This is a genomic window from Bacteroides rodentium JCM 16496, assembly GCF_000614125.1.
GTDB classification, from domain to species: domain Bacteria; phylum Bacteroidota; class Bacteroidia; order Bacteroidales; family Bacteroidaceae; genus Bacteroides; species Bacteroides rodentium.
In genome coordinates, this window is the sequence record NZ_BAKJ01000027.1 from 50,455 (window position 1) to 65,071 (window position 14,617).

The following is a 14,617-nucleotide window of genomic DNA, read 5'->3' on the forward strand; positions in this document are numbered from 1 at the left end:
TAATGTGCTAATATGGTTAATATGCTAATGTGCTAATATGAGGAATGTGCTGAATATATTAATAAGCTTTTATGATAATCTCTACTATCTCCATTAGCATATTGGCACATTCCTCACATCAATACATTACTTAATATTGATTTCGACTTTCGGTTGCATCGGGTCATTGGTAATCATCAACAGACGCAGATGACGACGCTTCTTGCCTATATTCTTCTTCACTACCGTTACCCGCAGTCGGGTGCTTTCGCCGGGTTGCAATACGCTCTTCTTGAGGTTAACTCCCACTGCCGGGTGGAATACCTGAAGCTTGTTTATCTGTAAAGGAGAACGCCCGGTATTGGTAATGGTAATATCTTGACGTGCTTTTGACTTCTTGGCCAATATCGCACTCATATCAACTTCTTTGGTAGAAAGGTTGATGGCAGGAGCATTTGCCTTCTCCACTTCCGTCATTCCGGAGAAATCCGGTAAAAGAATGGCAGAAACGGGAATTTCGTTTTCATCGCCCACCTTGTCACCGGAGAAGCGAGAAAGATAGACCGACGCTTGAGTCAGTCCGAGGTCAGTCAGTCTTTCCGAATTCAATGTAAGTGTAATCACTCCTTTTTCTCCCTTTTGCAATACATTGGGTTCTACTTTTGTCTGCAAATAAGGGGGCAGATGCATCAGTACCGGTTCATAAGGACGGTCGGAAAGATTGACCACACCGATATGAATCACCGGCTGCTCACCATGCTGAATATCGGGAAAGTCGAGGCTGTTCTTGTCAATACGTATCTGGCCGATAAGATAAGGATGCGTCTTGGTAAAGTCCTTGATTTCCTGTACTACTTCACCATTGAACTTCAAATAGACCAAATTGGGTTGCGCATTGCTGTAAATAGCCACGGATTTCTGGAAATGTCCCAATGCCTTGGCGTCAAAAGTCACATTTACTGTTCCTTTTGCCCCCGGAGCAATAGGCGTTTTTGTCCATTGGGCTACGGAGCAAGCACAATCCGGCTCCACTTCTGTAAGCACTAAAGGCCGGTCACCCGTATTGGTGATGGTATATTGCACAGTCACGGGATGCTTCCATTCTATCTGACCGAAACTGTACATCTCTGTATTCGAGGTAAAACGAGCTTGCGCTACGGCAGTCAATGCCACACTTGCAAGCACATATAAAGTTATCAATATCCGCTTCATCTATTTTTCTTAATATCAAGATTTCCTAATTCTGCTACTCTCATTCAATATTAGTCGGACAAAAATAGGTGTTTTTAGCGAGAGTACCTAAAATAGCGGAGCGCAATTTCTGCATATTGCGCCACACAGTCATCTTCATCAACAAATCCGGCAAGGATGGAAAGTTTCATTTTCTCCGGCACCGGGAAGCCCAGCCCTCCTCGGTGCCGGAGAGATACACCATCTGACGACTTCATATGTGCATTATATTCCCAACTCCCTTTTTAACCACACTTTCATCACCGGATCGGGAATGACAACTTGCCGTTTCTCGACCTCTATAAGTTCCTTTTTGACTAATGCTCTTTTCACGATACTTACATTTGCAGATGAACCGAGCTGGTATTTTTGTAAAACCTCTTGTGTGGTAAATTCACTATGAACTCCGTCTATGGCAGCTCGTAGAAAATTCATCTGATAGGTAGTAAGACTCTCGGTCTGCTTTTCGAATAATGGGGTATTCTGATCGATGATATCCTGATATGCCGCCTCAAAATCCTGTTCGGTAGCGGTTCCATCCGTATGAATCCATACCAACCACGCCAACTGCTGTACATAAGACGAGTGATTGTCCACTATTTGACATATCCTTTCGGCCAACTCTCTTGAGATCTGCTTGCCCGTAGCTTCAAAACGACTGCATATATAACCTACCCAATCCGATGTACCGATTTTCGATAGATAAATGGCATCACCGAATTTATAGAATGGCAGGCTCTTTTTCTCGAATAATTCATTCATCAAATGCTTCTTGCTGCCGAACAGACAATAGGATACCGACTTTTGCAGTTGCCATACGGAACGCAGCCGCTTCTGGAATGTCTTAGAGTCCTTGAACTCGGCAATCTGCTGGAACTCGTCGATACACACAACGATATTGCAGCCTTTCTTCTGCGCTATTTTCTCCGGAAGCTGCAAAATCTCATCCACATCGTTGCTCTTTGGATTCATCTCAAGTGAAACGGAGAAATCCGTCATCGGATCTGTACCCATTGAGATTTTCGGGCTGATACGGGACAGAAATAATTTTACGTTTTCCAACCACTCATCCAATTTAGAAGATGTCTGTTTGAGGACAGCAGCCGCAAATGCATCATAGAAATCCTTATCACTGCGACACGAGAAAATATCGAGATACACGATTTTTAGTTTGTCGGATTGCGCCAAACGACACACTTTCTGCACCAACGAGGTCTTACCCCAACGACGAGGTGAAATCAGTACGGTATTGACACCATGCCGGAAATTCAGCAACAGACGCTCCGTTTCTTTCTCTCGATCGGTAAAATTATCACCCGATGTGGCAACGCCGAATATAAAAGGCTTGTTCTCCATAATCTTCAAATTTCATTCAAACGCAAAGGTACAAAACATTGTTATTACTAACACTTTTATTACTAATAAAATTATTACAGCCGTATACTTTCTCGTATAAAACCATGTTTTACACCCCTATAGCTCTCACATCACTTTATGACGATTATCCCTCCCGCCGAATGCGAAACATACTCCGGAGCATATGCACACTGTATAGTGGCAAGCCCCGTTTCGTATGTTCCGCCACGGGCTATGCGATAACTGTGCTCCAAGACATAAACGCCTTTGCCCAAATGGTCGAAGAAGAAATTGGTTGCGGCATCTTCCACTTCTGCATAATAACCGAGGCCATTACTCCAACGATAACCGGAAAGCGAGCCTATAGGTTCAAAGCAGGCACCCCGCTGGTCTTTCAACTGAACAAAATCCATAGCACGGTCCAAACGGATAGTCAAACGGGCCACTATTTTATCACCGACGGATAATACGGTCCCTTCCGTAACCGGTTGCAAGGACTTGCTGCCACCGACCGATATACGCTCTACATAAAGTTTCTTCTCTACATTCAATTCACCCCCCTGCTGCTTTACATCAGATATGGGTGACAGATACTGGGCATAAACAGCTCCCCAGGCAATGCCTGCATCCCGTTTCTCTACCGTGACGGTTTTAGCTTTCAGCTCCGGACTTCCTTGAGCGAAGGTTTCTTTGACATAACCCAAACCCGGGATTATGGTCTTTGCAGGCGACAATGTTTCCAAAACTTTGTTACCTAACGTGATACGTACGTCTCCCCGGCTTTCCAGCAGATTAGTACCCTGACAAAGCAATGCATAAACAGCATCAGCCGTTGCAACCGGAGAATTCCAACTGGTAGTCTGCTTCTGTTTCAGCAGCCAGAGTTTCATTTCCTCCACTAAAGCATCGTTACCACCTGCCATACGCAGGGCTTCCATTACTTCCACATGGGCAGGGATGGGCAGCATACCCCAGTTATACGGATTTGCTTGGAAAGCAAAGTATGCACCAGTTCATCTGTCTGTACCAGATGTTCCTTGAGGGAAGCTATAAATTCATTCGCCTCGACTGTACGCCCTGCGGCTTTTAGAATAATGGCAGATTGAGCTTTGCAGCTCATGGTTCCATCTTTAAGATTGGTACCTACTTTTGATAGGAAATAGCGGTAAGCCGCTTGATTCTCTGCCGGCACTTGTTCGCCGCTAAGGGCTATCAGATACAGATATGTCATTGCTGATTCGGAGTTGGCAGTAATCTTGGCACCGTTTTTTTCCGCTTTACGGATATTGCGATACTCTTCCAAAGCCTGCCGATTCAAATAGCCGAAAGCTTTCTGCCGTATGGCGGCAACTTCTTCAGGCAGTTCATTTTTCGTCAGCAGAGGAAGACGAACAAGTAATTCTGTAATATAGCCAGTTATATAGCGGCTGCCGGACATTCCCTTATACCAGCTCCATCCACCGTCTTCACCCTGCAATTCTTTCAATTTGGTAAAAGCGGAAAGATTGCGGTTATTCAGTTGGTTGATATCAAAGAGCGTGGCAATACGTGCCTGCTGTTCGGCTTCAGTAGTAGCTTCCAGTACCCACGGAGACTCGCTGAGCAGGATATTCTTCACATCCTGATTCTTCTCCAACTGGCTGAGGAAGGTTTCTTTCGTGCCACCGGCAGCCTTCCAACTGTCAAATACAGTCTTAATGCGGGGCTGGCTGTTGGCAATGAAGCTTGCCAGACTATTGGCATACCAAGCTGTAGCCCAAGAAATGGCATTATCATTGGCAGGCAGGCTCAATGCCGGCAACGCTTGTACGGCATACCAAGCCGGATTCCCGGTAAATTCTACAGTCAGACGACGGTCTGTCGCTGTACGGCTATTATGGTTGAAAAGGCTATCTAATGAGAACGTACGGGTCTCCTCGCCGCGGATAGGCATAGCAAGCGTTTCCGTAATATACTCCTTATTACTTAATACGGGCAACAGATGCTGCTCGCCATCGCTAAATGTACCTCCATCGGCAACCATACGAATACCAAGCAAATCATAGCGGTCGGACACTTCAAAATGGAAGTTGACGGCAGTATTTCTTCCTGCTTCTACCGAGAACTTCTGACGTTGAGTAGCAATAACTTTCTCCGTTATAGGGTCGAACAGCGTGAATACTGCTGTTCCTTTCACCGCTTTACCCGTCAGATTGGCTATTGTTCCGGCTATCTGCGTTTTATCTCCAACGCGGACAAACCGAGGCATATTCGGAGTCAGCATAAACTCCTTGGCTGTTACAACGGAAGCATCCAACATCCCAGTCAGCATATCCTTAGTATGTGAGTAACCACGGAAATTCCAACGAGTCAGGCTCTGCGGCATCGTAAAGGAAAACGCAAGCTCCCCTTGTTCGTTTGTACGAAGTTGAGGATAAAAAAAGGCTGTTTCGGCAAAGTTGGTGCGAAGCCCCTCAATAGGTTGCAAGGCCTCGCCAACCGGTATCGTTTCCGATTCAAAAACAACATCTTCCACCGCGTCTTCCGCTACTTGTGCAGGAACATATTTCACTTCAACGGCATTCCCGGATTCTGCTTTGGAAGCAAGCATCGGCTGGTTGGCACCACGTATTCTAAGATTACCGGTCAAAGAGCTATTCCGGGTAGTCCCATACCCCACAACACTTACTTCTTCCAAAAGCGCATTGTCTTCTACCATCACTATCCGCATCCTTCCATCCATATAAGGAGAACAGAAGTAGTCAAACGACCATACCGGAACCTTCCAAGCCTTCAACGGGAAATAAACGGAGAAGTAATTGCTATTATAACGGCTCGCACCACGGAATGCCCCATACAGATTATCCGGATAGAAAACCCGTAGTATCTGGTTACTCTTATAAATCTTATCCAGTGAAGCGTCGTACATCGTAGCCAACATCTCAGCCGCAGCAGGCATACCTTGAGGCGTCTTTATGACGAGCTTCCACTCTTCTTCCTGTCCGGGACGCAAACGGTCACGGAACACTTCCCATTTCATGTCGAGAGCACGTTCCGGCTGCCGCTTCTTCAGCTCAACCTGATGACTGTACATCTCGCCATCTTTCACAAAACTGAAAAGAATGGTGATTCCCTTGCCATATGCTTCCTTATAAGGGAATTCCATACGGATAATAGTATCATTCAACTGCAACACACGGCTTTCAATGCGTTTTCTGTCACAAAATACATCCATCAGCACATATGCATCCCGATAAGAAGTCCCCACAAGAAAAGCGGCAGGGTGCTGTACATCAAATTCCTCATTTTCTTTATAATAAAAGAAATCTGTAAACGCAGCCGGACGCTTGTCACTCTTTGAAAAGAGCATGAAACTGTCACTGCCATATGCCCCGTTATTCTCTTCACGTCCTAAACTATCACGTACAGAAAGTTTCAAGCGATAGTTACCTGAAGGAAGCTTGTTCCAAGCCGAAAAATCCTGGAGCTGATTGGCCATGAAGTCTCCCTCTAATATTACATCAGTCAAAGGGTCAGAGTCTCCTATATTCCTCCCCCTATCTCGTTCTGTTAATGGATACAGACAATAGGAGCCTTCCATATCTTGAGGAATATTCATTATGTTATTCACTCCAAAAATGAACAGCATGCTATCTTCCTTACAAACATATTGAGGCAGACGAACATCAAAGGAATAAGCCTTAGGACCTGCCAACAAGTTATACGAAGCGGATTGCGTTTCACCGGCCTCATCCGTCACTACCGCCTCCACATGATAAGTATACACACTCCCATACCCGTCTGTATCTACAGCCGGAGCTTCCAAAGTCAAGGGTATGGAAAAATCCCCGTTGGTATCCAATTGTATGGTGTCAGACAATAATGGTTTATCAGCATTGCTCCAATAACCAGGTCTCGGATTCCGGCGAGTCACCGTATATGCCAATGGCACATCCTGCACCATCATGCCATTGAAGGCCTTGACATTTCCTTTCAACACGACCTTGTCACCCAACCGGTAAGCTTCCGAAACCGGAGTGAAGGCAATCTCGAACGTAGGTCGCTTGTACTCCTCTACCCTAAAAGTGACAGTAGATTGAGGCTCTTTGGTTCGTATGCTGAACATGCCATTCAGGCAAGCTGCCGGAAGTACAAACTCCGTAGCAAAAGAGCCGAAATCATTGGTCCGCACCTTCCTGGTGGCAAGTTCCTTGCGGTTGGCATCCAACAAGACAAGCTCATAATCAACTCCTTGTAGTACCTGGGCGCTATCACTATTCTGCTTGTAAGCTATCCCTTTTACATGAACGGTCTGCCCGGGGCGATAAAGCGAACGGTCTGTCAGCAATGCCATCTGCCTCCAATCTGTATCCTTAATACCGTAATAAGGATGATTCATATAAACGTTCTGCGGCATCATGCTGTGTCTCCGCCTTTACGCGCCACATAACTTCGGATTCCACTCTGCCAGAGTAATACAGCTTTCCCCCCGGCATCAGTCAGTACCTCTGCCATCACTTTTCTATTCTTCTCACCATAAGAAGAGTAGAAACTCACCTTGGCACCAGCAATCGGCTGTCCACTATGGGCATCCAATGTAGCCACTTCCATACGGTTGTCACCCAAATCCAATGTCAGCACCTTGAAGCGGGTAGATACCAAGAATTTATCATCTGTACGGGCCGTTTCAGTATCTGGTACTATTTGAAGAATATAGACTCCCGTTTCCCGAGGAATCATGAACTTAAATACAGTGTCCGAGGCAAGATAAGGGACATCTTCAGGCAATTTATCCTTGCCTGGCAACGGCTTTAAACCAAAATGCGTGGAAGAAAACTTCCGGGCATACTTTCTATAAGTATCTTTATTTATACCATGGTCCATCCAAGGTACTTCACTTAAAGTAGTGGTATATAAGTTGAGAGTGAAGCCCTCGATATTACGATAATGCAGCCTCATATTCACCGAATCGCCGGGATAACCGCTTTCATTCATAGTCAGAATGAGTTCAGGCTGTAAAATCTGTTCACGGATATTTTTCAACTCATTGATACGCTTATACGCAGGATAGCGCTTCAAGCCTTCTTCACAGACTTTTAGAGCCTCAGCAGCGCGTTTAGGTTCCAAACGGCGCAGGTGGTTGGCTTTATGAATGTAAACCTCGGCACAAACCTCTCGTGAACCGTATTCCTTTATCAATTTATCCAAAACCTCAAGATATTCCCGATTAGCCTTTTCCTGACGCATTCGGAAAGTAGGATAAGGCTGCTGGCTGATACCACCGGTCAGCTTCCAGTTCCAATAATCAAGAGAACAGAGCAACATAGCATCTTCCGAACCGGCACGATGGCGATAAGCATTCATCATATCCAGATAAATCCTTTCGATACGGGTCTGTACCAAAGAATCCACATTGAAAACATCCAGTTTCCGATAAGCATCCACAGCACGGCTTACCAATAGATGGTACATATCGTGCCCATAGAACCGGCTACCGTCTTCCAACACCACAAAAGGCACATATTGTTCTGCAAATGTATCGAGCAAGCGGATGGAATCCTGCAAAGATGCACGGTTACACCTATCTATTTTATCCACAAACTGGCTGATACTCCACTCACGGATATCTTCCGGAACCTCGTCAACAGCCAGTAGAGTACGTGACAGCAAGACACGGCGATTCTTCCGCATCAAGTCAGCATATTCATATGCCAACAAAGAGTGTAGAATAGCCTTGTTCACCGGATTCCTCTCCAATTGTGCCCAAGATTCCATATATTTCAGACTGGAGTAAAGGCTGTCCGGAGTCAGCCCCTCTTGATAAGTCTCCCTACAAATGTAGGCTTTCAACATTTGCGGAGCATTCTGCTCTTGCCGACCTTTCCGATAGATTTCATCAGTCAGTTTTATTACTGTTTGAGGCAGGCTTTTCTTTTGGGCCTGCTCCACCTGCTTCCACAACTTGTCGTACGTCTGCGCATACAATGCCGAAGCCCCAAATGTAACCAGCAGCAACAATATGCTACAAATTCTTTGATTTACTCTCATGATTATTCGTTTGTTAGTCTTTGTATTAACAACAAAGAAAGTGAATAAAGTTCAAACAAATGTACTTTTGGATATAAAAAATCTTATTCTACTCCTACAAAAAACAAGGGATATGTTTTGCAAACATATCCCTTGTTCTATACTTAAATGTTAGTGTACTCACATTTGGAGACTATAATATCTCATTGCCTCCATCCAATTCTTACCAGCTGCGGTAAGAATGTGCTTAAATGAATTTGCAATCTTCTTTTTCATAATCTTAAAAAATTAAACCAATACCTAAACTGGAGTTTAGCCTGCAAACGGCCAGACTCTTACATTCTTACTTTTTTAGGGTGTAGCCCATTGACAACGCTTCATTTCTGCCGACTTCGGCAAGAATGCGTCTTAATGATTTCATGACTTTTTCTTTCATAACCTTAAATTTTAAACTAATACCTGAAAACTAAAATTCAATACTTCACGAAAGGGGGGGAATGCTTAAAGCATTACGTAACCCCAAATGTTCTTATCGGCTTCGCGACATGCTTAAAAAAACTCTTTAACATTTTCATTTTGTTATCCTCCTAAAATCAATCTTGTTATCCTTAAAAAATCTACTAGTTTTCTATTGTTTTCATGTTTTACAACACAAAAATAGAGCCTTTGTTCAAGATAACAAGCAAAAAACGGATATAAAATATGTTCTATAACATATTTCTTGACTTAGGTCAATTTTTAGGGAGAAAGTGCAAGGATATTGACATACCATTGTAATAAGTCTGGGACATTCTGGCAGAAAGAGGACAAACTGTCACAGACAAAAAAGGCAGGATACTTAATAAAGCACCCTGCCCCTTATTCATTACATAAAGCATTCTCTACTTTTCAGGAGTCTGCTCCAATGTAGCCACCAAGAAATCATAGAACTTGGAGACAGTAGGAATTAACGCACGCTCGTCCGGTGAATGCGGAGAACGCAAAGTGGGACCGAAAGAAATCATATCGAGTCCTGGACAATTGGCACCAATGATGCCGCATTCCAGACCTGCATGAATAACCTTCACGGCAGGTTCCACACCAAACTGCTGCTTATAGGACAGCTTCATGGCATGCAGTATGGGAGAATCCACATTGGGTTGCCATCCGGAATAACCACCACTCAACTCCACCCTCATACCTGCCATAGCAAAACAAGCTGTCAGGCTGTCTGCCAGGAAATCCTTCATCGTATCGCAAGAACTACGCGCCAAAATACGAACTTCGGCCTTACCGTCTGCAATGATTACGATAGCCAAATTGGAGGAGGTTTCTACAGTATCGGGAACAGTAGGAATCATACGCATCACACCGTTCTGGCAAGCCATCAACACGTTAATCATATTGTCCTGGATTTCCGAGGGAACAACGGCAGCGGGTAGAGTCACCTCTTCTACACTCAGGGTAATGCCACTTTCAACCGGAGCATACTCGTCATTCAGTTGTGCCTCGTATTCCTTTATATAATCTTCCAAACCGTCCATATCCTCAGGATTGAACACCAATACCGCATGTGCTTCGCGGGGGATGGCATTACGCATATTGCCACCTTCAAAACTTGCCAGCTGGGAGTCAAACTCAATCAGCAAATCATGTACGATGCGTGCCAGCAATTTATTGGCATTACCGCGCCCTTCATTGATTTCCAAACCGGAGTGACCGCCACGCAAACCTTTCAGCGTAATCTTACGGGCAACAAAATCGGCCATAGGCGTCTCCTCCTTATATTCCAAAGTAGCAGTAATATCAAGCCCACCAGCACAACCGATATAGAGTTCGCCTTCGTCCTCAGAGTCGAGGTTCAGCAGAATTTCCCCTTGCATAGTTCCGGGTTTCAAACCGAATGCACCATACATTCCCGTTTCTTCATCCTTGGTAATCAGGCTTCCAATGGGCCATGCTGCAAGTTATTATCTTCGAGCACCGCCATAATGGCAGCTACTCCCAAACCATTATCTGCTCCCAGCGTGGTTCCTTTGGCTTTCACCCAATCACCGTCAACATAGGTTTCAATGGGATCTGTTGTAAAATCGTGAATAGTATCGTTGTTCTTCTGAGGCACCATGTCCATATGCGCCTGAAGGATGACGCCTTTGCGGTTTTCCATACCCGGAGTGGCAGGCTTACGAATAATGACATTGCCGACCTCGTCGACAAATGATTCCAACCCCAAACCTTTTCCAAAATCAATAAGGAATTTGGTAATCTTCTCCATATGTCCTGACGGACGGGGAATCTGGGTCAGTGAATAAAAGTGCTTCCATACATTCTGTGGAGCTAACTGTAAGATTGTACTCATAATTCTAAAAAGTTAGTTTTCGCAAATATAACGGTTTATTCTCGGAAAGTACAATAAACCGGGATTTTTCTAAAGTACTAAATCATCAGCTATCTTAAATATGGCTTTTACATCTTCACATATTGCGATAGAACATCTGTACCTAATATAGCTACCATATTTAGGAATTTCTCCCACTTCTATATCCAAGCAACAATATCGTTTAAAGAAACCAATCTTCCAACAACCTTTAGGCTTCAGTACTTATAAGGAAGTACTGAAGTACTTGCAAAGAAGTATTACAGTACTTTTAAAGGAGTACTACAGTACTTCTCTATAAGCACTGTCTCTGTCCTCTAACACAAGAAGTAACAATATAGGAACCCACCGCAAGAAACGTCTATTTCTTTACCCTATTCGCCAACGCCAGGTGCAACGCCCCGTAGATGCCCAACACTATCACCAACAACGTCTGTATGCCATGCACTATCAGAGCAAAGATACCCGCATCCGTAGCATCTACTCCATAAAGCATCATCATAGTGATGACCGCAAAGTGCCAAGGTCCTGCCCCGTTGGGCGTGGGAACAATGACTGCAAACGTTCCGCCGACAAACATCACCAGTCCGGCAAGGAAACTAAGATGCTCCGTAAACTGGAAGCAATAGAAAGTTATATAGAAATGATAGAAATAGCATAGCCAAATAAGTAAAGTGTAAAGAACAAACAAAGGCACATTCTTCACATTCTTAAGTGACATCACACCTTCCCATATATTCAAGACTACCCCCTTTACCTTTTCAAAAAAAGAGAGCATACGCAACAGGAAATAGAGAAGTACCAAAACACCAATAATGGAAAAAAGAGCCACATAAAACCAAGGGGAAGTCACAAGATGCATCAGCGATGGAATCTTGGTCCCCGTCTCCTCGAAAAAACGGAAAAAGACGGGCATCTGCGCCAAAAAAGTAATTCCCGTAATCAGCAGAATGCAAAGCGTATCTACCAACCGCTCCGTCACCACCGTCCCCAGGGACTTTGCAAAGGAAACATCATCATATTTGACAAGTACTCCGCAACGCGAAACCTCTCCCACACGGGGCAGTACCAAATTGGTGGCATAAGATACAAAAATGGCATCGACGCAATCGCTTGTTTTGGGATGAGCATCCAGCGGCTCCAAAGTCTGCTTCCAACGCCAGCCTCGTAACACATGGCTCATCACACCGAAGAACAAGGACAACAACATCCACCACCAGTTCGTCTGATGAAGGAGAACTTCTTCTGCCTTTGAAAAGTCAAAATCACGATATACCCAATAGAGGATAAAACCACCCAATAAAATGGGTAAGATGATTTTCAATGTCTTTTTTAGCAGCTTATTCATACGATATTCCCAAATTCTTCATTCTTCATTCTTCATTCTTCATTGAAAAGAACTACCTTTGCTTCGTGTAAAGATAGGTTGTTGTTCACACTACAGCCTACATTTACGGAGCAAAAGTAATGATTTAGTTGATACATGAGAGTAGTTAAACCTAAAAAGTTTCTCGGGCAACACTTCCTGAAAGACCTGAAAGTGGCACAAGACATTGCTGACACGGTAGATGTCTGTCCCGAAATTCCCATCCTCGAAGTTGGTCCGGGAATGGGGGTACTGACCCAGTTTCTGCTGCCCAAAGAGCGCAACGTCAAAGTAGTAGAACTGGACTACGAGTCAGTGGCCTACCTACGGGAAGCCTATCCGCAACTGGAAGACAACATTATTGAGGACGACTTCCTCAAAATGAACCTGCAACGGTTGTTTGGCGGGCAACCTTTTGTGCTGACGGGAAACTATCCTTATAATATCTCCAGCCAGATATTCTTCAAAATGCTGGAATATAAGGATCTGATTCCCTGCTGTACGGGTATGATACAAAAGGAAGTAGCCGAGCGCATAGCCGCCGGGCCGGGCAGCAAGACATACGGGATACTGAGCGTACTGATACAAGCATGGTACAAAGTGGAGTACTTGTTTACGGTACACGAACATGTCTTCAACCCGCCCCCAAAAGTTAAAAGTGCCGTCATCCGCATGATGCGCAATGAAACGCACGATTTAGGCTGCGACGAGAAATTGTTCAAGCAAGTAGTGAAAACCACGTTCAACCAACGACGCAAGACTCTGCGGAACTCCATAAAACCGATACTCGGCAAAGACTGTCCACTGACGGAGGACGTATTATTTAATAAACGCCCGGAACAACTGTCCGTACAGGAATTTATTCAGCTGACCAACCAAGTGGAGCAGGCATTGAGAACGATTAATGATTAATGGTTAGTGATTAAACACGAACAATCATGGAAATAGACGAAGAATACATAGACAAAGTCAAAAGCCTGATAGAACAGAAAGACGCGGAAAACGTCAAAACACTTTTGACCGACCTTCACCCGGCGGATATTGCAGAACTGTGCAATGACCTCGGCTTGGAGGAAGCCCGCTTCGTTTACCGCCTCCTTGACAACGAAACGGCAGCGGACGTACTGGTTGAAATGGACGAAGACATCCGGAAAGAATTCCTGGAACTTCTTCCTTCGGAGACCATTGCCAAGCGTTTCGTGGATTATATGGACACGGACGATGCCGTAGACCTGATGCGCGAACTCGATGAAGACAAGCAGGAGGAAATACTTTCGCACATCGAAGATATAGAACAAGCCGGTGACATCGTTGACCTACTGAAATATGATGAAGACACTGCCGGTGGTTTGATGGGTACGGAAATGGTGACTGTCAATGAAAACTGGAGTATGCCGGAGTGTCTGAAAGAAATGCGCCTGCAAGCTGAAAAGCTGGATGAAATTTACTACGTATACGTCATCGACGACGAAGACCGTCTGCAGGGGGTATTCCCATTGAAGAAAATGATAACTTCCCCTTCTGTCTCCAAGGTAAAGCATGTGATGCGGAAAGATCCTATCTCCGTCCATGTAGATACCCCCATTGACGAAGTGGTACAAATCATCGAAAAGTATGACTTGGTGGCAGCTCCTGTTGTAGACAGTATCGGGCGTCTGGTAGGCCAGATTACCGTAGACGACGTCATGGACGAAGTCCGCGAACAGTCGGAACGTGATTACCAGTTGGCATCCGGTTTGTCCCAAGATGTAGAAACGGACGATAATGTCATGCGCCAAACTTCTGCCCGCCTTCCATGGTTACTTATCGGTATGTTAGGCGGTATAGGCAACTCCATGATATTGGGTAACTTCGACACGACTTTCGCCGCCCATCCGGAAATGGCCCTTTATATTCCGTTGATTGGTGGCACGGGGGGAAACGTGGGAACCCAGTCGTCTGCCATCATCGTGCAAGGCCTTGCCAACAGCTCACTGGATGCCAAAGACACCTTCAAGCAGGTAGCCAAGGAAGCAGTAGTGGCGGTCATCAATGCAACCATCATCTCCCTGCTGGTATACATCTATAATTTTATCCGGTTCGGAGCTACGGCTACGGTCACTTATTCCGTCTCCATCAGCCTCTTTGCAGTCGTCATGTTCGCCTCCATTTTCGGAACGCTAGTCCCCATGACTTTAGAGAAACTGAAGGTTGACCCGGCCATTGCCACCGGACCGTTTATCTCCATTACCAATGATATTATAGGCATGATGCTGTACATGGGTATCACTGTCTTACTGTCATAAAAACCCTAAAGTCAAAGTCGAAACGCAATTTTCTCCATG

6 protein-coding genes and 2 pseudogenes are annotated in these 14,617 nt (G+C 44.9%); 2 read left to right on the forward strand and 6 right to left on the reverse strand.

All coding sequences use genetic code 11. From position 1 onward, the window contains the following. Positions 1 to 126: 126 nt before the first annotated feature. The 6 genes and pseudogenes from JCM16496_RS12845 to JCM16496_RS12870 all read right to left on the reverse strand — a co-directional run bounded on the left by JCM16496_RS12845 (position 127) and on the right by JCM16496_RS12870 (position 12,275). Complete coding sequence (locus JCM16496_RS12845; protein WP_025834738.1) at positions 127 to 1,191, reverse strand: DUF1573 domain-containing protein; 1,065 nt, start codon at positions 1,189 to 1,191, stop codon at positions 127 to 129. Positions 1,192 to 1,265: 74 nt separating this feature from the next. Further along, complete coding sequence (locus tag JCM16496_RS22715; protein ID WP_159102457.1) at positions 1,266 to 1,427, reverse strand: hypothetical protein; 162 nt, start codon at positions 1,425 to 1,427, stop codon at positions 1,266 to 1,268. A 7-nt stretch (positions 1,428 to 1,434) separates the two neighbouring features. Continuing rightward, positions 1,435 to 2,565, reverse strand: a complete 1,131-nt coding sequence (locus tag JCM16496_RS12855; protein WP_025834740.1) for an AAA family ATPase — start codon at positions 2,563 to 2,565, stop codon at positions 1,435 to 1,437. A gap of 131 nt (positions 2,566 to 2,696) precedes the next feature. Beyond that, a pseudogene (locus JCM16496_RS12860) lies at positions 2,697 to 8,592 on the reverse strand (alpha-2-macroglobulin family protein). An 860-nt stretch (positions 8,593 to 9,452) separates the two neighbouring features. Continuing rightward, positions 9,453 to 10,909: pseudogene (locus JCM16496_RS12865) on the reverse strand (aminoacyl-histidine dipeptidase). A 379-nt stretch (positions 10,910 to 11,288) separates the two neighbouring features. Beyond that, positions 11,289 to 12,275: a lysylphosphatidylglycerol synthase transmembrane domain-containing protein gene (locus tag JCM16496_RS12870; RefSeq protein WP_025834742.1), complete on the reverse strand. Its 987-nt coding sequence runs from the start codon at positions 12,273 to 12,275 to the stop codon at positions 11,289 to 11,291. A 135-nt stretch (positions 12,276 to 12,410) separates the two neighbouring features. Between JCM16496_RS12870 and rsmA the strand changes: the two genes are divergently transcribed. After that, positions 12,411 to 13,205: a 16S rRNA (adenine(1518)-N(6)/adenine(1519)-N(6))-dimethyltransferase RsmA gene (gene rsmA, locus JCM16496_RS12875; protein ID WP_025834744.1), complete on the forward strand. Its 795-nt coding sequence runs from the start codon at positions 12,411 to 12,413 to the stop codon at positions 13,203 to 13,205. A 26-nt stretch (positions 13,206 to 13,231) separates the two neighbouring features. Then, positions 13,232 to 14,578 (forward strand): magnesium transporter, encoded by a 1,347-nt coding sequence (gene mgtE / locus JCM16496_RS12880; RefSeq protein ID WP_165852480.1) that lies wholly within the window; start codon positions 13,232 to 13,234, stop codon positions 14,576 to 14,578. The last annotated feature ends 39 nt before the right edge of the window (positions 14,579 to 14,617 follow it).

What these genes read in the sequence shown, in the direction of transcription:
- JCM16496_RS12845 (WP_025834738.1), bottom strand. Translation starts at nt 1,191, where the DNA reads ATGAAGCGGATATTGATAACTTTATATGTGCTTGCAAGTGTGGCATTG.
- JCM16496_RS22715 (WP_159102457.1), bottom strand. Translation starts at nt 1,427, where the DNA reads ATGAAGTCGTCAGATGGTGTATCTCTCCGGCACCGAGGAGGGCTGGGC.
- JCM16496_RS12855 (WP_025834740.1), bottom strand. Translation starts at nt 2,565, where the DNA reads ATGGAGAACAAGCCTTTTATATTCGGCGTTGCCACATCGGGTGATAAT.
- JCM16496_RS12870 (WP_025834742.1), bottom strand. Translation starts at nt 12,275, where the DNA reads ATGAATAAGCTGCTAAAAAAGACATTGAAAATCATCTTACCCATTTTA.
- rsmA (WP_025834744.1), top strand. Translation starts at nt 12,411, where the DNA reads ATGAGAGTAGTTAAACCTAAAAAGTTTCTCGGGCAACACTTCCTGAAA.
- mgtE (WP_165852480.1), top strand. Translation starts at nt 13,232, where the DNA reads ATGGAAATAGACGAAGAATACATAGACAAAGTCAAAAGCCTGATAGAA.